Genomic DNA, 17588 nt, shown 5'->3' with positions numbered 1-17588 from the left:
TCAGGGAGGCGGGGACATGGCCGTGAGGGACCGGGACCGGTTCTCCACCGCGACCAGGCTCAAGCTGCTCGGCGAGCAGACGGCGGCCCGGGTCTACCGCTCCCAGACCAAGCGCCAGGCCCGCCGCTCCCGGCTGACCGGGCGTGCGGCGCTGCTCGCGATCGTGCTGTGCACGATGATCGTGGCGCTCGCCTATCCGATGCGGCAGTACGTCTCCCAGCGCGCCGAGATCGCCGACCAGCAGCGGCAGCAGCGGCAGGCCAGGCAGCGGGTCGAGCAGCTGCGCGACCTGAAGGCGCGGTGGCAGGACGACTCGTACGCCGAGCAGCAGATCCGGCAGCGGCTGCACTACGTGATGCCGGGGGAGACCGGGTACGTCGTGATCGACCCGGGTGCCGCCCGGCAGGCGCGCGCGGACCTCGGGGCGGCCGACCGGCCCTGGTACGCGAACGTCTGGGACGGCGTCGACAAATCCGACGCGTCCGACCAGTGAACCGACAGAAAGCCACGCAGAACACAGTCATGCACACGCCTCCGCCCTCCACTGAGCGTACCGAGCCCACCGACGCCGACGTCGAGGCCTTCAAGCAGCAGCTCGGGCGGCCGCCGCGCGGGCTGCGGGCGATCGCGCACCGGTGCCCCTGCGGGCAGCCGGACGTCGTGGAGACCGCGCCGCGGCTGCCGGACGGGACGCCGTTTCCGACGCTGTACTACCTGACGTGCCCGAAGGCGGCCTCGGCGATCGGCACCCTTGAGGCCAACGGGGTGATGAAGGAGATGACGGCGCGGCTGGAGAGCGATCCGGAGCTGGCGGCGGCGTACCGGGCCGCGCACGAGGACTACATCCGGCGCCGGGACGAGATCGAGGAGCTGTCGGGGTTCCCCAGCGCCGGGGGGATGCCGGACCGGGTGAAGTGCCTGCACGTGCTGGTGGCGCACTCGCTGGCGGCCGGGCCGGGCGTGAACCCGCTCGGCGACGAGGCGATCGCGATGCTGCCGCAGTGGTGGGCCAAGGGTGCCTGCGTGACGCTCGCCGGTGACCCGGCGCCGACGCACACCCCGGAGGACGACAAGTGACCCGCGTCGCCGCCGTCGATTGCGGTACAAACTCCATCCGGCTGCTGGTCGCCGACGTGAACCCGGAGACGGGGGAACTCGTCGACCTGGACCGCCGTATGACGATCGTCCGGCTGGGGCAGGGCGTCGACCGGACCGGGCGGCTCGCGCCGGAGGCGCTCGCGCGGACGTTCGCCGCCTGCCGGGAGTACGCGGAGGTCATCAAGGAGCACGGCGCCGAGCGGCTGCGGTTCGTCGCCACCTCGGCGTCCCGGGACGCCGAGAACCGGGACGAGTTCGCGCGGGGGGTGCTGGACATCCTCGGCGTGGAGCCCGAGGTCATCACCGGCGACCAGGAGGCCGAGTTCTCCTTCACCGGTGCCACCAGGGAGCTGGGCGGCCGGGACGACCTCGCCACGCCGTTCCTCGTGGTGGACATCGGCGGTGGTTCGACCGAGTTCGTGGTCGGTGACGGGCACGTGCGGGCCGCGCGGTCCGTGGACGTGGGCTGTGTGCGGATGACCGAGCGGCACCTGGTGCACGAGGGGCGGGTCAGCGACCCGCCGACCGAGGCCGAGACCGCCGCCATGTGGGCCGACATCGAGCGTGCCCTCGATCTCGCGGAGGAGACCGTGCCGCTGCGCGAGGCGCGCACCCTGGTCGGTCTCGCGGGCTCCGTCACCACCCTCGCGGCGATCCACCAGGACCTGCCGGAGTACGACTCCGCCGCCATCCACCACTCCCGCATCCCCTACGCGCGGGTCCGGGAGATCACCGAGTGGCTGCTGCGGTCGACGCACGCCGAGCGGGCGGCCGTGCCCTCCCTGCACCCGGGCCGGGTGGACGTGATCGGCGCTGGTGCCCTCGTGCTTCAGTCGATCATGGAACGGGTGGGTGCGACGGAGGTCGTGGTGAGCGAGCACGACATCCTGGACGGCATCGCCTGGTCGGTCGCGTGACGGTGTCCGGAGGTCTCGACTGAGCAGGTCAGGTCTCCGGATGAGCGGTTTTTCGGCCTGTGACACGCCGTGCCACGAGGCTCCGCCGGAAACCTTCGTGAAGTTCTTCACAAGGATTTCGGCGCAGGTGAGGGGTCCGGAGGGGCCTGTTGGGCCGTAAGGGGTCTCAACAGGCCCTGGCGGGTGCTCAGGAGAGCGTCCGTGGAGGGTGCCGGGAGGCGCTCGTGCGGGTGACATCGGGTGCCCTCACGGCACCCCCGGAAGCCTGGAGAGGCAGCTCACGCGGCATTGACAACGGGTCGTATCGGAAGTGGGTTCCCGCCGACGACCATGACCTGGGTCACGTGGGCCGCGGAGTGTAGCACGACCCCTGTGAAAGCTTGTGAAGGGGCGCACGAGCAGGGCTCTCCGGGCGGGTGGATACTCGATGCCATGAGCACCACGGAGCGTCCCAGGATCCTCGTAGTAGGCGGTGGGTACGTAGGCCTGTACGCAGCTCGGCGCATCCTCAAGAAGATGCGCTACGGCGAGGCGACCGTCACGGTCGTCGACCCCCGGTCGTACATGACCTACCAGCCCTTCCTCCCCGAAGCCGCCGCCGGCAGCATCTCCCCTCGGCACGTCGTCGTCCCGCTGCGACGCGTGCTGCCGAAGGCGGAGGTCCTCACCGGCCGGGTCACCACCATCGACCAGGACCGCAAGGTCGCCACGATCGCCCCGCTGGTCGGCGAGGCGTACGAGCTGCCCTTCGACTACCTGGTCATCGCGCTCGGCGCGGTCTCCCGCACCTTCCCGATCCCCGGCCTCGCCGAGCAGGGCATCGGCATGAAGGGCATCGAGGAGTCCATCGGCCTGCGCAACCACGTCCTCGAGCAGCTGGACAAGGCCGACTCCACGACCGACGAGGAGATCCGCCGCAAGGCGCTCACCTTCGTCTTCATCGGCGGTGGCTTCGCGGGTGCGGAGACCATCGGCGAGGTCGAGGACATGGCCCGCGACGCGGCGAAGTACTACAAGAACGTGTCCCGCGAGGACATGCGCTTCATCCTGGTGGACGCCGCCGACAAGATCCTCCCCGAGGTCGGCCCCAAGCTCGGCCTGTACGGCAAGGAGCACCTGGAGAGCCGCGGTGTGGAGATCTACCTCTCCACCTCGATGGACTCCTGCGTCGACGGCCACGTGGTGCTGAAGAACGGCCTCGAGGTCGACTCCAACACGATCGTGTGGACCGCCGGTGTCAAGCCGAACCCGGCGCTGGCCCGCTTCGGCCTGCCGCTCGGCCCCCGCGGTCACGTCGACACCGCCCCGACCCTCCAGGTGCAGGGCACCGACTACATCTGGGCCGCGGGCGACAACGCCCAGGTGCCGGACGTCGCCGCCCGCAAGGCCGGCGTCGAGAACGCCTGGTGCCCGCCGAACGCGCAGCACGCGCTGCGGCAGGCGAAGGTCCTCGGCGACAACGTGGTCTCCGGCATGCGGGGCTTCCCGCAGAAGGAGTACAGCCACTCCAACAAGGGCGCGGTCGCCGGTCTCGGTCTGCACAAGGGCGTCGCGATGATCGTCCTGGGCAAGACGAAGATCAAGCTCAAGGGCCGTCTCGCCTGGTACATGCACCGTGGCTACCACGGTCTGGCGATGCCGACCTGGAACCGCAAGATCCGCATCTTCGCGGACTGGACCCTCGGCATGTTCCTCAAGCGCGAGGTCGTCTCCCTGGGCGCCATGGAGAACCCCCGCGAGGAGTTCTACGAGGCCGCCAAGCCGGCGCCGGTCGCCGCTCCCAAGGCCGAGGAGAAGGCCAAGGCCTCCTGACCGCGGTCACCGGTCGCTGAACCACCCGAAGGACCTCCCGCCATCCGTGGTGCGGGAGGTCCTTCGGCGTTCCCGGAACCCGGCGAACTGCATGGCCTCTACAGCTGTTTTGCCCAGTTGTAACGCGGACGGGGGAGTGCGGCCGGGCCCCAGCGGTGTTTACGTGGTACCCGGCATCCGGGATCGACGTCTTGGAGGTGTGCACCATGGCCGACGCCGCGTCGCGGCTGAGGAGTATTGCCGAGCAGGTGCTGGGAGTCCCGCTCCCGGTACGGCTGCGGGCCTGGGACGGATCGCAGGCCGGACCGCCGGACGCGCCGGCGCTCGTCCTGCGCAACCGCCGCGCCCTGCGCCGCATGTTGTTCAAACCGGGCGAACTGGGCCTGGCCCGTGCCTGGGTCGCCGGTGACCTGGACATCGAGGGCGACCTCTACACCGCACTGGAGTCGGTGGCCGGTCTCGTCTGGGAGCGCGGGGAGGACGGCCGTACCCTCGGCCAGGCGCTGCGCGATCCCGGGGTGCGGGCCGCCGTGCGGGAGTTGCTGAGACTCGCCGGGCCGCCCCTGCCGCCCGCCCCGCCCCGCGAGGAGGTGCGCAGACGCCGGCACCTGCACACCCGCCGCAGCGACCGGCAGGCCATCAGCCACCACTACGACGTGGGGAACGACTTCTACGAGCTCGTCCTCGGCCCGTCGATGGTGTACTCGTGCGCCTACTGGGGGGCCGACGGCGACGCGGACACTCTGGAGTCCGCGCAGCGCGACAAGCTCGGACTGGTCTGCGCCAAGCTGGCCCTGACCCCCGGTCAGCGGCTGCTCGACGTCGGCTGCGGCTGGGGCTCCATGGCGATCCACGCGGCCCGGGAGCACGGCGTGAGCGTCGTCGGCGTGACCCTCTCCCAGGAGCAGGCCGCGTACGCCCGTAAACGGGTCGCGGACGAGGGCCTGACGGACCGGGTGGAGATCAGGGTCCAGGACTACCGGGACGTCAGGGACGGGCCGTACGACGCGATCTCGTCGATCGGGATGGCCGAGCACGTGGGCGCCGAGCGGTACCTGGAGTACGCGCAGGACCTGCACGGGCTGCTGAAGCCCGGCGGGCGGCTGCTCAACCACCAGATCGCACGGCGCCCGCAGCGCGACGAGTCGGCCTACAGTGTCGACGAGTTCATCGACGCCTACGTCTTCCCGGACGGCGAACTCGCCCCGATCGGCACCACCGTCACGCAGCTGGAACGGGCCGGGTTCGAGGTGCGGGACGTGGAGTCGATCCGCGAGCACTACGCCCTTACCCTGCGCAGCTGGGTGGCCAACCTGGAGGCCGAGTGGCGGCGCGGGGTCCAGCTGACCAGCCCCGGGCGGGCCCGTGTCTGGCGGCTGTACATGGCCGCCTCCGCCCTCGCCTTCGAACGCAACCGCATCGGCGTCAACCAGGTGCTGGCGGTGCGCACGCCCGAGTCGGGTGCCTCGGGGCTGCCGCTGCGCACCCGCACCTGGCACCGGTAGTCCCTCAAGGACACGAAAGGGGCCCCACGTCGCTCGTGTGGGGCCCCTTCGGCGTACCCGCCGCTACTCGGACTTGATCGCCGACAGCATGTTCAGGCGGGCCGCGCGCCGGGCCGGCCACAGGGCGGCCAGCACGCCGACCACGCCGGCCAGCAGGAGGAAGACCGCCATCCTGGCCCACGGCAGGACCAGTTCGTACGTGGGCATCTTCGCGCCGACCAGCTGTCCGGCCGCCCAGCCGAAGAACACGCCCAGGCCGATGCCGAGCACCCCGCCGAAGAGCGAGATGACCAGGGACTCCAGGCGGACCATCCGCTTGACCGCCTTGCGGTCCAGGCCGATCGCGCGCAGCATGCCGATCTCCTGGGAGCGTTCGAACACCGACATGGCCAGGGTGTTGACGACACCGAGGACCGCGACGATCACCGCCATCGCGAGCAGGCCGTAGACCATGTTCAGGATCAGCGTGAAGGCCTGCGCGATGGAGTTCGACAGGTCCTGCTTGTCCTGGACCTTGATCGCCGGGTTGGAGCCGAGGGCCTTCTCCAGCCTGTCCTTGGCCGCGCCCGACGCCCCGTCCGCCGTCTTGACCATGACCTGCATGTCGGCCGGATCGCTCTGGTGCGGGGCGAGGGCGGCGTTGTCGAGCATGATCCCGTTGATCATCTGGTTGCCCTGGTAGACCCCGGCGACCGTCATCCGCCGCGCCTTGCCGTCCTCGAAGTGGACGGTGAAGGCGGAGCCCGCCTTCCAGCCGTGCGTCTTCGCCGTGTCGTCGTCGACGACGACGTCCGAGCCGCCGACCCGGAAGGTGCCGCTGTCGACCGTGAGGTCGGTCAGGCTGCCGATCGCCGCCCCGTCGACGCCGGTCAGGTACTCGGTGTCGCCGTCGATCCGGGAGGGGGCGTTGCGCAGCGGGCTGGAGGCGGTGACGCCGTCCGTGGCCGCGACCTTCTTCGCGACGTCGGGGGAGAGCGGGTTGCGGTTGGCCATCGAGACGACGTAGTCCGCGCGGATCGCGGAGCTCGCCATCTTGTCGATGGACTTCTGCAGGCTGCCCGCCATCACCGTCATACCGGTGATCAGGGTCAGGCCGATCATCAGCGCGGAGGCGGTGGCGGCGGTACGGCGCGGGTTGCGCACCGAGTTCTGCCGGGCCAGCTTCCCGGCCACGCCGAACCCGCGCAGCAGCGGGGCCGCGGCCGCGATCAGCGGGCGGGAGAGCAGCGGGGTGAGGACGAAGACGCCGATGATGAGGAGGACCGCGCCGAGCCCCATCGGGGCCTGGCCGTCGCTGCCGCTCATGGTCGTCGCCGCCAGGATCACCGCCACGCCCGCCGCCGAGAACAGGGCGCCGATCGTGTTGCGCAGCACCAGGGACCTGGTGGTCGGGGTCGCGTGCAGGGCGCTCATCGCGGCGACCGGCGGGATCTTCGCGGCGCGGCGGCCGGGCAGCCAGGCGGCCAGCATGGTGATGACGACGCCGACGGCCAGCGCGGCGGCCACCGTGCCCGGCGTGACCACCAGGGGGCCGTCCGGGACGGTCGCGCCGAACGAGCCGAGCAGCGAGCGCAGTCCGGCGCCGATGCCGATACCGGCGACCAGACCGGTCACGCCGGCCACCGCGCCCACCACGAACGCCTCGATCAGCACCGAACGGGTCACCTGGCGGCGGGAGGCGCCCACCGCCCGCAGCAGCGCCAGTTCCTTGGTGCGCTGGGCGACCAGCATGGTGAAGGTGTTGGCGATGATGAACGTGCCGACGAACAGCGCGATGCCGGCGAAGACCAGCAGGCCCTGGCGCAGGCCGCTCATGCTGCTGGAGATCAGCTCGGCCTGGTCGGCGGCGAGCTTGTGGCCGGTGGTGGTCTCCACGAGCTTCGCCGGAAGGGCCGCGTCCAGCTGGGACTTGAGGGCGGCCTGACCGGTGCCGGACTTCGCGGTCACGTCGATCTCGTCGTACGCGCCCTTCTTGCCGAACAGCTGCTGGGCGGTCGCCGTGTCGAACAGGGCGAGGCTGCCGCCGGCCGTGACGTTGCCGTCGTCGGTGGTGAAGATGCCGGCGATCCTCGGGGTGAGGACGGGCCCGTTCACCGAGATGCGCACGGTGTCGCCGACCTGGTAGCCGGCCCGTTCGGCGGTCTTCGAGTCGATCAGCACCTCGTTCGCGCCGCTCGGCGCGTGGCCGCCGACCAGCGGGTAGCGGGCGTCCTTGGTGCCCCAGTAGTTGCCGCCCTCGGACTGCCAGCCGCCGCCGATCAGCTTGCCGTCCTTGTCGGCGATGGCGGTGAAGCCGGAGACGACACCGGTGGCGGAGGCGGCACCGGGGACCTTCCCGGCCTTGTCGAGCACCGCCTGGGTGAGGTCGGGTGTCCTGCCGACCTTGTCGCCCTTGGAGTCCTGGTACTTGGCGGTGACGGCGACGTCGACGCCCTTGAAGCCCTTGGCGGAGCTGTTCTGGTAGGCGTCCGAGATGGTGTTGGTGAAGACGAGGGTGCCGGAGACGAACGCGACGCCGAGCATGACGGCGAGCACGGTCATCAGCAGCCGGGCCTTGTGCGCGAGGACGTTGCGCAGGGCGGTGCGGAACATCAGCTGGTACGGCCCTTCGCGTCGAATTGCTTCATGAAGTCGAGGACCGTCTCGGCCGTCGGCCGGTACATCTCGTCGACGATCCGGCCGTCCGCCAGGAAGACCACGCGGTCCGCGTAGGCGGCGGCCACCGGGTCGTGGGTCACCATGACCACCGTCTGGCCCAGTTCGCGCACCGAGTTGCGCAGGAAGCCCAGCACCTCCGCGCCGGAGCGTGAGTCGAGGTTGCCGGTCGGCTCGTCACCGAAGATGATCTCCGGCCGGGAGGCCAGGGCACGGGCGACGGCGACGCGCTGCTGCTGGCCGCCGGAGAGCTGCGAGGGGCGGTGGCCGAGCCGGTCCTTGAGGCCGACCATCCCGATCACGCTGTCCAGCCACTCCTTGTCGGGCTTGCGGCCCGCTATGTCCATCGGGAGGGTGATGTTCTCCAGGGCGGTCAGGGTCGGCAGCAGGTTGAACGCCTGGAAGATGAACCCGATCTTGTCCCGGCGCAACCTGGTCAGCTGCTTGTCCTTCAGGGAACCCAGCTCGGTGTCGCCGATCCGCACCGAACCCGAGGAGAAGGTGTCGAGGCCGGCCACGCAGTGCATCAGCGTGGACTTGCCGGAACCGGACGGCCCCATGATCGCGGTGAACTCGGCCTGCCGGAACTCGACGGTGACCCGGTCCAGGGCGACCACCTGGGTCTCGCCCTGGCCGTAGATCTTCGAGAGGTCCGTGGCGCGTGCGGCCACGGAGGTGGTCCGCCGGTCGGCGATGGGTGTGGTGGACACGGAAGGGTGCTCCTCGGGACGACGGCGTTCGGTCATGGGGACCGCACCATCGTCTCCGCTCCGCCGGCGCGTGAAGTCAGCCGCAGTTCCCGTTCCGGGGGGCGACCGAGGTCGGACCGCGGGGCGCGATCTCATACCTGGGGATGACGGCCGACCCCGAGAGCGCGATCCGGGATCGCTCACTCCGGCGCGTCGAGAACAGGTGGAGCCCCCTTGTTCGGACGGTGAAATTCCGTCATTCCGCGTACGTGCGCACCCACCGCGCGTAACGCTATTGGCAAGTGCGGATGGCTCGTTCCGGCGGCTGATGCACCCTCAGACGTCAATAAAATAAGACAACATCGGGTCGCCCGTCCGCTGTTCGGGGGACGCCTCCCGATAGGGTCGGAGCCTCGTACGCGGAGCCCATGGCCTGCCCGGATGGTGGAATGCAGACACGGCGAGCTTAAACCTCGCTGCCCCTCGCGGGCGTACCGGTTCAAGTCCGGTTCCGGGCACTTCCCGCCCCCTCCGGGTGGCGTCGGCTCACCCCTCGTAGACCGTCAGGACCGCCCCGTCGACCTCGATGCGGCGGCCCGCGCGCATCCCGTTGCGGCGCAGGGCGCGCAGGCACTCCTCGAAGAGGGCGAGTTCGCCGGTGTCCAGAATGGCCGCCGCCAGGTCCAGGAGGTCGCTCACCGACGCGTCGGTGAGCACCTCGGGCAGTTCCCCGGACAGCAGGACGACGGACTCGCCGTCGGGGCCCCGGACCACGGCCGTGGCGGGTCCGCCGTGCACGAACAACACATTTCCCCCTGAGAGCCCGTGGTCGTGCGGCTCTCGCCTGCCGGGCAGGACGAGAGACTAGTCCGGGAGCCTGGCGGTTTCGTGCGGAGTCGGATTCTTTACCCGGGTTGACGGAAATACACCCGGGAGTGTGACGGCGGCGGTCACTTCTCCCGCGGGGAGCGGTCCAGCAGCGACTCGACGAGGGCCGCGACGTGCCGGCGGTCGTCGGACGACAGCTTCTGGACGCTCGCGATCAGCAGGGCGACCTCGGGGTCGGCGGCGGGCGCGTTCGGGTCCGCGTCCGGCGCGGTGTCGTACACGTGGATCCCGCAGGCCTCGGCGGCGGCCCGGCGCACCGTCTCCAGGGGCAGTTCCAGCCCCTTGGCCAGGCCTTCCAGGGTCGTCGTCTGGGGCATGCGGACCACCCGTTCCGCGGTGGCCAGGTGGTGGACGGTGGAGCGGGGGACGGAGCCGCGGCGCGCCACGTCACCGTAGGACCAGCCCTTGCGGTCGAGGTGCTCACGGATCAACTGCTGCAGTGCGTTGGCCACTGACCGTCACTTCCTGCTCGCCACGGGCGGAGTCCGCCATGTCGGGGCCGATTCTACGGTCGGGTAGCCGATCGGCCGAGAGGGTGATTTCCCGAAGGGGTTGCGCGAGGGGTTTCCGAGCCCGTAGTGTCCAATCTCGTTGGACAGCACGTCCGACCAGATTGGACAGAGTCCGGGGGGAACCTGACTCGGTCCGATCGGAAATGTTCTATCCCTGAGGGGGAAATGATCATGATGGACGCCCATGAGCTCGAGGCCGAGTCCGCGGAGCTGCTGCCGGGTCGTGAGGCCCTGGGCCGGCTGAAGTTCGGCTTCGGCAAGACGGTCAACGTCACCAAGCACGTCGCGAACATCAGCGCCCACAACGAGTCCGCCGCCCTGAACGACCACTCCTCGTGGTCGGTGGCCGACTCCGGCGCCGCCCAGACCATCAGCGTCACCCAGTAACACCGTCCCGGCGCCCGGCGCCGGGACCGTCCGGACACACCGATCTCACCGCACACGCACCGAAAGGACATCCGTCATGAGCATGGACATGAACGAGCTGGAGAACGAGTCCGCCGAGCTGCTCCCCGGCCGTGAGGCCCTGGGCCGCCTGAAGTTCAGCTTCGGCAAGACGGTCAACGTCACCAAGCACGTCGCGAACATCAGCGCCCACAACGAGTCCGCCGCGCTGAACGACCACTCGGCCTGGTCGTCCGCCGAGTCGGCCGCCGCCCAGACGATCAGCGTCACCCAGTAGTCCCCGCGAGCGCCACCGCCGTCGCCCCGGCGGTGGCGCTCCTGGGTGTCGGGGGGAACTTCATGGGGGATCCGGGGGGAGACCACATATGACGGTGCTCGGAGACGGGACCGCCGCGCTGTACGACACGGGCCCGGTGCCCGGACCCGGCGGCTGGCCGGTGACCTACGAGCAGGTGGCGACGGGCAACCTGCCGGTGGTGGAGGCGCCGTCGCCGGTCCCGAGGCTGAGCGCGGGACTGCGGCTGCACGGCGAGTACCAGGGGTCGGGATTCACCGAGCCCAAGTACATCGCCCGTCGGGGGGACGGGCAGGTCGTGCAGCTGTCCAGGCTGCTGTACCTGGTGGCGTCGTCGGTCGACGGCGTCCGCGATGCCGAGGCCATCGCGCACCGGGTCAGCGCCCGCTTCGGCCGCGAGGTCAGCGGGGAGAACATCCGCTTCCTCGTCGAGAAGAAGCTCCAGCCGCTGGGCGTGACGGTCCCGGAGGGCCAGGAGGACGACGAGGTCGACGCCCCGCGCTCCGACCTGCTGCTCGCCCTCAAGGGCCACCGGGTCGTCTTCGACGAGCGGCGCACGATGAAGATCGCGCGTGCGCTGGCGTGGCTGCACCGGCCGGCCGTGGTCGCGCTGGTGCTGGGCTCGGCCGTCGCCATGGACGTCTGGCTGTTCGGGTTCTTCGGGGCGATCGAGCCCGTCCTGCAGGTGCTCGACCAGCCGGTGCTGATCCTCGTCGTCTTCGTGCTCACCGTGGCCTCCCTCGTCTTCCACGAGTTCGGCCACGCCTCCGCGTGCAGATACGGCGGAGCCCGCCCCGGTTGCATCGGGTGCGGGCTCTTCCTCATCTGGCCCTCCATGTACACGGACGTCACCGACGTCTACCGGATCGGACGGGCCGGCCGGCTCCGCACCGACCTGGGCGGCGTGTACTTCAACGTCGTCTTCATGCTGGCCATGGCCGGCGCCTACTTCGCCACCGGGGCCCAGTTCTTCCTGGCCACGGTGTACCTCGGGCACTTCGAGATCATGGAACAGCTGATGCCGGCCGTACGGCTGGACGGCTACTACATCCTCGGCGACCTGGCCGGCGTCCCGGACCTGTACGGCAAGATCAGACCGATCCTGCTGGCCCTGGTCCCGGGAGCGAAGGGGGACAAGGCCCGCGAGGAGGTCGCCGGGCTGAAGAAGTCGGCGCGCGCCATCGTCGCCACCTGGGTGCTGACGATGGTCCCGCTGATCATCGGCGAACTCGGCTACGCGCTGTGGAACCTGCCCAGGATCCTCACCACGATGATCCGCTCGCTGACCGAGCAACTGGTCGGCACCGGATCGGCGTTCGTGGACGGCAAGATCGTTGAGGGGCTGGTCGGGACGATCGGCTGCGTGATGCTGCTCTGCCCGATGGCCGGTGTCGTCTACCTGTCCGTGAAGATCGGCGGGCGGATCTTCCGGGCCGCGAAGCGGTCCACGGACGGCCGCCCCGGACTCCGGCTCGTGGTCTGCGCGCTCGCCCTGGCCACGCTCACCGGGCTCAGCTACGCCTGGGTGTCCGGGGTGACGCCGAAGCCGCTGCCCAAGCAGCCGCCGATCGCACCGATCCTCCAGCCCGGGGTGCCGACCACGGCGCCGCCGACCCGGCCGGCCACGGCCCCCGACCGGCCGACCGGCGGCTCGGGCCGGCCCTCGGACACGGTGTCCGGGACCCCGGCGGCCGCGGCCGGACCGAGCGGCGCGCCCTCGGACGAGCAGACGTCACGCGGCGCGTCCGCCTCGGCGTCGCCGTCCGCCTCGGTGCCGGTCCGTCCCGGCGCCGGGACCGGCACGTCGCCGACACCCTCCAGCGGGGGTACGGCCACCGGGCCGACGCCCGTCCCGTCGGAGAGCGTCGCGGTGACGCCGACGCCCACCCCGTCGGAGAGCGTCCCGGTGTCGCCGCCGCCCAGCGTGTCCCCGCCACCGGCCAGCGACCCGCCGAGCCCGGCCCCGGCGACGTCCTGACGACGGCGGCACCGGTGCCGCCGTACGGCATCCGCCGGCACCGGGCCGTCGTCCCACTCATCGCTTACCGCAGCAGTACAGGAGCACAGGAGCACTCCATGAGCAGTCACCGAAAACCACCCACCGCCAGCCCGCTCACCCGGCGCGCCCTCCGGATCGGCCTGTTCGCCGCCGGGCTCGCGGGGGCGGCCACCGCCGTGCCCGCCCAGGCGGCCACCGCGACGACGCACGCCGCTTTCGCCTCCGACCACGTGTTCAGCCACGCCGACCGAGGCCACCACACGCAGACCCGGGACTCGTTCACGGTCCGTCAGTTCGGCACCGTGAACGCCGCGGCCGCCCGCAACCAGGCCAACGCCGTCTCGGCCGGCTGCTCCGCGGACGACCACTGCCGTTCGGTCGCGCTGTCCTTCCAGATCGTCACGATCGCCGGGGAGCACACGCACCTCAACGCGGTGAACCTCAGCGACGCCGCCAACAAGAAGTGCACGGGCTGCCAGACCCTCGCGGGCGCCTACCAGTTCGTGGTCTCCACGCCGACCGCACTGCGCTTCGACCAGGCCACCCAGGACAAGCTCGCCGACATCCACCGCCGGCTCGACGCGCTGACCCGGTCCACCCTGCCCGCCGCCGACCTGCGCACCCAGGTCGACGGGCTCGCCGGTGAGGTCACCACCGTCCTGCACGACGCGGTCGCGAACGCCCCCAAGGGCGACCCGAAGACCGACGTCACGCTCCACCGCCACCTGGACGGCTGGCCCCAGGGCCGCTGACCCCCGCGCCCCGCCGCCGCACGGCAACCACCCATCGCGCACCGCACGCCGGCCGCCGGGTCCACGACCGCCTCTCGTGGACCCGGCGGCCGGCCGTGTCCATTGACACGGGGTACGACCGGAAGGAGACTGCGAAGACCTCAGTGAAGGAAGTTTCACCACGCGAACAAACAGGGTGAACGAACGGAAGGGAACGACCGATGCGCACCACCGTCGGCATCATCGGAGCCGGACCGGCCGGGCTCCTCCTGGCCCGGCTGCTGCACAACGCGGGCATCGACTCGGTCGTCCTGGAGAGCCGCGACCGCGCCTATGTCGAGCACCGCCAGCGCGCCGGGATCCTGGAGCAGGGCACGGTGGACGTGCTGCGCGCGGCCGGCGCCGGGGAGCGCATGGACCGCGAGGGGCTGCGCCACGACGGCATCGAGCTGCGGTTCGCCGGGCAGCGCCACCGCGTGGACTTCCCCGGCCTGACCGGCGGGCGGTCCGTGACCGTCTACGCGCAGACCGAGGTCTGCAAGGACCTCATCGCCCTCCAGCTGGCGGAGGGCGGCCCGCTGCTCTTCGAGGCGGAGGCGCTGGCGGTGGAGGACGCCGAGGGCGAGCGGCCCCGGGTGCGGTTCCGGCACGAGGGCCGGGAGGACGTCCTGGAGTGCGCGTACGTCGTCGGCTGCGACGGCTTCTGGGGAGTGGCCCGCACCGCGTTCCCCGAGTCCCTCTCCAGGGTCTTCGAGCGGACGTACCCCTACGCCTGGCTGGGCATCCTCGCCGACGTCGCGCCCTCCCACGACGAGCTGGTCTACGCCCGCCACGAGCGCGGCTTCGCCCTGCTCTCCATGCGCTCCCCGGCCGTCTCCCGCCTCTACCTCCAGGTGCCGGCGGACACCGACGCGCAGAGCTGGAGCGACGAGGCGATCTGGGACGAGCTGGAGCGGCGCCTCGAGACCGACGACGACTGGCGTCTGGAGCGCGGCCCGATCACCCAGAAGTCGGTCACCCCCATGCGGTCCCACGTCCACGAGCCCATGCGGCACGGACGGCTCTTCCTCGCCGGGGACGCCGCCCACATCGTGCCGCCGACCGGCGCCAAGGGGCTGAACCTGGCGGTCGGCGACGTCGTGACCTTCGCGCGGGCCCTCGTGCACGAGAAGGAGACGGGCTCACCCGAGCTGCTCGACGCCTACTCGGCGACCTGCCTGCGCCGGGTCTGGCAGGCCGAGCGGTTCTCCTACGACATGACGACGCTGCTCCACCCCGGCCCCGACGACTCGCCGTTCGACGCCCGGCTCCAGCTGGCCCGGCTCGGCCGGATCGCCTCCTCCCGGGCGGCCGAGACCGACCTCGCCGAGGCGTACACCGGGTTCCCCCTGGAATGAAGCCCTCCGCGACCGGGAATGAGGGGTCCGCACGGCGTGTTGCGCAGCACGGCGGGGGAAAGATCCTCCCCAGGTAGCATGGCAGACTTTTGCCAATCCATTACTCTTGACGCCAAGGCCACGCACGGTGGCCATGGAGGAGTGAAATGAGGAGCAGCAACCCGGTCTTCTCGCGACGGGGGTTCAGCCGCGACAACGGCTACGCGGGCTTCAACGCCGCGCCGCAGGCCGGGTACGCACAGGGCAACCCGTACGCGCAGAACCCCTACGCGAACAACCCCTACGCGCAGGCGGACGTCCAGCAGGGCGCCCCGCCGCAGGCCCCGGCCACCACCGGCCGCATGACCATGGACGACGTGGTCCTGCGCTCGGCCATGACGCTGGGCACGGTCGCCGTCGGCGCGGTCCTCGCCTGGGCCCTGCTGCCGGTCTCCAGCACCAGCTTCGGCCTGGCCTTCGGCTCCGCGATCGTCGCGATGGTCCTGGCCCTGATCCAGAGCTTCAAGCGCACCCCGGTGCCCGCGCTGATCCTCGGCTACGCCGCGTTCGAGGGTGTCTTCCTCGGCGTCATCAGCGAGATGTACAACAGCCAGTGGAGCGGCGCCCCGTTCCAGGCGGTGCTGGGCACCATGGCGGTCTCGGCCGCCACCCTGCTGGTCTACCGGGCCGGCTGGATCCGGGTCACCGCCCGCTACGCCCGGATCGGCATGGCCATCGCCATCGCCTTCGTGCTGGTCATGGCGGTCAACCTGCTGCTGGTGGCGTTCGGTGTCGCCGGGGACGGCGGACTGCGCAGCTTCGGCCCGCTCGGCGCGATCGTCGGCATCATCGCGATCCTGCTCGGCGCGTTCTTCCTGACCCTCGACTTCAAGCAGATCGAGGACGGCATCGCGTACGGCGCCCCGAAGAACGAGGCCTGGCTGGCCGCGTTCGGCCTCACCATGACGCTGGTGTGGATCTACGTCGAGATGCTGCGCCTGGTGGCGATCTTCAGCAGCAACGACTAGCCGGTGAGCCGAGAAGGGCCCCGGGGCACCGCCCCGGGGCCCTTCGCCGTCCGTCGTGGGCGCCTACAGGAGTTTGCGCGCCGCCCTCCTCAGGTCGTACTCGTGGATCAGCGCCTTCGCGTGGCCGTAGGCGAGGTTGTGTTCGTGGCGGAGCCAGCTGACCTTTTCCTCGAAGCGGAAGAGGGACGGGCCTTCGTCGACGGTGCGCAGCCAGTCGGACACTTCACGACCGGTGCAGTGGGGGATGCGGGCGAGCAGGTTGCGATGGGTCTCCTCGGAGAAGACTTGGGACATCGGCGCCTCCGGTGCGCAAAGGGGGTTGTAGCCGGTCCTTCACGTCACCGTGCCTGAGTGTTGGCGCGTTGGCAACAGTCGCGACGCGTCCTGGCCGAAGAGCCGACGGGACGCGTTACGCTCGCGGCGTGGTTGATACGACGCCTCTTACCCGTGCCGTGGAGCATTTCGCCGACAAGTTGAGGGCGGCGCCCCAGAGTCGGTTGCAGAGGGGAGCGGCCGCGGAGGCGCTGGCGCTGGCCCGGCAGTTGGCCGACTGGGCGCAGTCCGTGGAGGAGCCGGGCGGCACGGTCCGGGAGATGCCGGACGCGGGGATGTTCGCGGTGGCCGACCAAATCACGGTGGCCGGGAACGACTTGGCGGTGGTGCTGGAGAGCGACGCCGAGGTGGGGGACGCGGTGCGGATGGTGGAGGCTGCGCAGAAACGGGCGGGGGTGTGAGCCGAGCGTTCCAGGGTGCGGCTGCGCGGGGAACTGCGCGGCCGGCCGCGACGCACCCGCACCCTGGAACGCACCCCGGCGTCTCAGAGTGACGCTATGACGCGGTCCGCCAGGATGTACACGTTCTCTTCGCCGCACGCGAACGTCAGCGTGTACGCGCCCGAGATCCCCGACCCGCCCAGCAGGTACGGCGTCTCCCCGGCGCCCAGGGCGGCAGCCAACCGCTCCGCCGTCTCCCGGTGCCCCGGCGTCATGCACAGGGTCGTGCCGTCGGCGAAGACGTAGACGTCCAGCGTCCCCAGCGGACCCGGCCGCACGTCGGAGAGCTCGATCTGGGACTCGGCCAGCTGCTCCAGCGTCGCGACCGTGCGCTCGTGGTCGTTCACCATCGGCGACTGCACCGGCACGAAGTCAGGGTGGGACGGGTGCCGGCGCCGTGCCGCGGCCAGCTCGGGGGAGTCCCCGGTGAACTCGTCGGGCTCCGCCGCCGACTCGGCGACCGGCTCCAGCCCGACGAAGTCGGTCTGCCGGGGCAGGAACAGCTCGCCGTCCGCCAGGCCCAGCAGCGACGGCGCGTCGGACGTGTCGCGGGCCTCCTGCGCGGCCCAGAAGGCACGCGCCTCGGCCAGCTCCCGCTCCCGCTCCTCGGCCAGCGCCTCCGCCACCGCGGCCCGTATCGCCTCGGCGTCGGTGTGGCTACGGGCGGCGGGCAGCAGGGCGCGCATGGCGGCGGCCTGGTTCTGGGCCAGCTGGGTGTGCAGCTCGGCGAGCTGGCGGCGCAGCTTCAGTACGGTGCGCAGGACAGCGACGCCCACGGCGCCCGTGGCGGCCGTGGTGAGCAGCAAGGCGATCGGCATGGCGCTCACTGACGTACTCCCGGTTCAAAGTCGACCCCCGACTTCCTACATCAGCTTGAAGGGCGGACTACCAAGCTGTCAGTGCGT

Annotated in this window: 18 protein-coding genes and 1 tRNA gene; 13 read left to right on the top strand and 6 right to left on the bottom strand. The window is 71.0% G+C overall.

Annotated features, from left to right (window positions below; genetic code table 11):
• Positions 1–16 precede the first annotated feature (16 nt).
• The 5 genes from AB0G52_RS37585 (at position 17) to AB0G52_RS37565 (ending at position 5332) form a co-directional block, all read left to right on the top strand.
• The gene (locus AB0G52_RS37585; protein ID WP_132891859.1) at positions 17–493 is read left to right on the top strand and encodes a septum formation initiator family protein; all 477 of its coding nucleotides are present in this window, start codon (positions 17–19) and stop codon (positions 491–493) included.
• Between the two features lie 29 nt (positions 494–522).
• Positions 523–1077: a DUF501 domain-containing protein gene (locus AB0G52_RS37580; RefSeq protein WP_132891858.1), complete on the top strand. Its 555-nt coding sequence runs from the start codon at positions 523–525 to the stop codon at positions 1075–1077.
• Positions 1074–2015, top strand: coding sequence for a Ppx/GppA phosphatase family protein (locus AB0G52_RS37575; protein ID WP_361343287.1), 942 nt, complete (start codon positions 1074–1076; stop codon positions 2013–2015). Before AB0G52_RS37580 ends, AB0G52_RS37575 begins: the two co-directional genes overlap by 4 nt.
• A gap of 432 nt (positions 2016–2447) precedes the next feature.
• Positions 2448–3827, top strand: coding sequence for an NAD(P)/FAD-dependent oxidoreductase (locus AB0G52_RS37570; protein WP_132891856.1), 1380 nt, complete (start codon positions 2448–2450; stop codon positions 3825–3827).
• A gap of 206 nt (positions 3828–4033) precedes the next feature.
• A complete protein-coding gene (locus tag AB0G52_RS37565; protein ID WP_361343284.1) occupies positions 4034–5332 on the top strand; it encodes a class I SAM-dependent methyltransferase in 1299 nt (432 codons plus the stop codon).
• 63 nt (positions 5333–5395) lie between these two features.
• Here AB0G52_RS37565 and AB0G52_RS37560 read toward each other — a convergent pair whose 3' ends face one another.
• A complete protein-coding gene (locus AB0G52_RS37560; protein WP_361343281.1) occupies positions 5396–7924 on the bottom strand; it encodes an FtsX-like permease family protein in 2529 nt (842 codons plus the stop codon).
• Entirely contained in the window at positions 7924–8697 is a 774-nt protein-coding gene (locus AB0G52_RS37555; RefSeq protein ID WP_132891853.1) for an ABC transporter ATP-binding protein, read from the bottom strand. Before AB0G52_RS37555 ends, AB0G52_RS37560 begins: the two co-directional genes overlap by 1 nt.
• 414 nt (positions 8698–9111) lie before the next feature.
• Between AB0G52_RS37555 and AB0G52_RS37550 the strand changes: the two genes are divergently transcribed.
• A tRNA-Leu gene (locus AB0G52_RS37550) sits at positions 9112–9194 on the top strand.
• 28 nt (positions 9195–9222) lie between these two features.
• Here the strand turns inward: AB0G52_RS37550 and AB0G52_RS37545 are convergent.
• Positions 9223–9474, bottom strand: a complete 252-nt coding sequence (locus AB0G52_RS37545; protein ID WP_361343277.1) for a hypothetical protein — start codon at positions 9472–9474, stop codon at positions 9223–9225.
• A gap of 152 nt (positions 9475–9626) precedes the next feature.
• The gene (locus tag AB0G52_RS37540; RefSeq protein WP_132894448.1) at positions 9627–10016 is read right to left on the bottom strand and encodes a helix-turn-helix transcriptional regulator; all 390 of its coding nucleotides are present in this window, start codon (positions 10014–10016) and stop codon (positions 9627–9629) included.
• Positions 10017–10247: 231 nt separating this feature from the next.
• Here AB0G52_RS37540 and AB0G52_RS37535 point away from each other — a divergent pair, with 231 nt between their 5' ends.
• The 6 genes from AB0G52_RS37535 (at position 10248) to AB0G52_RS37510 (ending at position 15910) form a co-directional block, all read left to right on the top strand.
• Positions 10248–10463, top strand: coding sequence for a hypothetical protein (locus AB0G52_RS37535; RefSeq protein WP_207921928.1), 216 nt, complete (start codon positions 10248–10250; stop codon positions 10461–10463).
• Between the two features lie 76 nt (positions 10464–10539).
• On the top strand, positions 10540–10758 hold the full coding sequence (locus AB0G52_RS37530; protein WP_132894446.1) for a hypothetical protein: 219 nt from the start codon (positions 10540–10542) through the stop codon (positions 10756–10758).
• Between the two features lie 88 nt (positions 10759–10846).
• On the top strand, positions 10847–12754 hold the full coding sequence (locus AB0G52_RS37525) for a hypothetical protein (protein ID WP_361343273.1): 1908 nt from the start codon (positions 10847–10849) through the stop codon (positions 12752–12754).
• A 98-nt stretch (positions 12755–12852) separates the two neighbouring features.
• Positions 12853–13527, top strand: coding sequence for a hypothetical protein (locus AB0G52_RS37520; RefSeq protein WP_361343271.1), 675 nt, complete (start codon positions 12853–12855; stop codon positions 13525–13527).
• A gap of 200 nt (positions 13528–13727) precedes the next feature.
• Positions 13728–14903, top strand: a complete 1176-nt coding sequence (locus AB0G52_RS37515) for a 4-hydroxybenzoate 3-monooxygenase (protein WP_132894440.1) — start codon at positions 13728–13730, stop codon at positions 14901–14903.
• A 146-nt stretch (positions 14904–15049) separates the two neighbouring features.
• The gene (locus AB0G52_RS37510; RefSeq protein WP_132894438.1) at positions 15050–15910 is read left to right on the top strand and encodes a Bax inhibitor-1/YccA family protein; all 861 of its coding nucleotides are present in this window, start codon (positions 15050–15052) and stop codon (positions 15908–15910) included.
• Between the two features lie 63 nt (positions 15911–15973).
• Here AB0G52_RS37510 and AB0G52_RS37505 read toward each other — a convergent pair whose 3' ends face one another.
• The gene (locus tag AB0G52_RS37505) at positions 15974–16204 is read right to left on the bottom strand and encodes a DUF4287 domain-containing protein (protein WP_132894436.1); all 231 of its coding nucleotides are present in this window, start codon (positions 16202–16204) and stop codon (positions 15974–15976) included.
• Positions 16205–16332: 128 nt separating this feature from the next.
• On the opposite strand from AB0G52_RS37505, the gene AB0G52_RS37500 reads away from it, so the two are divergent.
• On the top strand, positions 16333–16644 hold the full coding sequence (locus AB0G52_RS37500; RefSeq protein WP_132894434.1) for a hypothetical protein: 312 nt from the start codon (positions 16333–16335) through the stop codon (positions 16642–16644).
• Between the two features lie 83 nt (positions 16645–16727).
• On the opposite strand, the gene AB0G52_RS37495 is transcribed toward AB0G52_RS37500, so the two are convergent.
• Positions 16728–17510, bottom strand: a complete 783-nt coding sequence (locus tag AB0G52_RS37495; protein WP_132894433.1) for a hypothetical protein — start codon at positions 17508–17510, stop codon at positions 16728–16730.
• Between the last annotated feature and the right edge of the window lie 78 nt (positions 17511–17588).

It is taken from the genome of Streptomyces sp. NPDC021562 (genome assembly GCF_040640875.1).
Classification (GTDB): domain Bacteria; phylum Actinomycetota; class Actinomycetes; order Streptomycetales; family Streptomycetaceae; genus Streptomyces.
The sequence above is the reverse complement of the archived record's forward strand: the minus strand, read 5'-3'. Positions and strand labels throughout refer to the sequence as shown.

Bases quoted from the DNA above. Each gene is read 5' to 3' on its own strand.
- AB0G52_RS37530 (WP_132894446.1), top strand. From the start codon at position 10,540: ATGAGCATGGACATGAACGAGCTGGAGAACGAGTCCGCCGAGCTGCTC.
- AB0G52_RS37585 (WP_132891859.1), top strand. From the start codon at position 17: ATGGCCGTGAGGGACCGGGACCGGTTCTCCACCGCGACCAGGCTCAAG.
- AB0G52_RS37535 (WP_207921928.1), top strand. From the start codon at position 10,248: ATGATGGACGCCCATGAGCTCGAGGCCGAGTCCGCGGAGCTGCTGCCG.
- AB0G52_RS37505 (WP_132894436.1), bottom strand. From the start codon at position 16,204: ATGTCCCAAGTCTTCTCCGAGGAGACCCATCGCAACCTGCTCGCCCGC.
- AB0G52_RS37515 (WP_132894440.1), top strand. From the start codon at position 13,728: ATGCGCACCACCGTCGGCATCATCGGAGCCGGACCGGCCGGGCTCCTC.
- AB0G52_RS37560 (WP_361343281.1), bottom strand. From the start codon at position 7,924: ATGTTCCGCACCGCCCTGCGCAACGTCCTCGCGCACAAGGCCCGGCTG.
- AB0G52_RS37525 (WP_361343273.1), top strand. From the start codon at position 10,847: ATGACGGTGCTCGGAGACGGGACCGCCGCGCTGTACGACACGGGCCCG.
- AB0G52_RS37510 (WP_132894438.1), top strand. From the start codon at position 15,050: ATGAGGAGCAGCAACCCGGTCTTCTCGCGACGGGGGTTCAGCCGCGAC.
- AB0G52_RS37580 (WP_132891858.1), top strand. From the start codon at position 523: ATGCACACGCCTCCGCCCTCCACTGAGCGTACCGAGCCCACCGACGCC.
- AB0G52_RS37565 (WP_361343284.1), top strand. From the start codon at position 4,034: ATGGCCGACGCCGCGTCGCGGCTGAGGAGTATTGCCGAGCAGGTGCTG.
- AB0G52_RS37520 (WP_361343271.1), top strand. From the start codon at position 12,853: ATGAGCAGTCACCGAAAACCACCCACCGCCAGCCCGCTCACCCGGCGC.
- AB0G52_RS37570 (WP_132891856.1), top strand. From the start codon at position 2,448: ATGAGCACCACGGAGCGTCCCAGGATCCTCGTAGTAGGCGGTGGGTAC.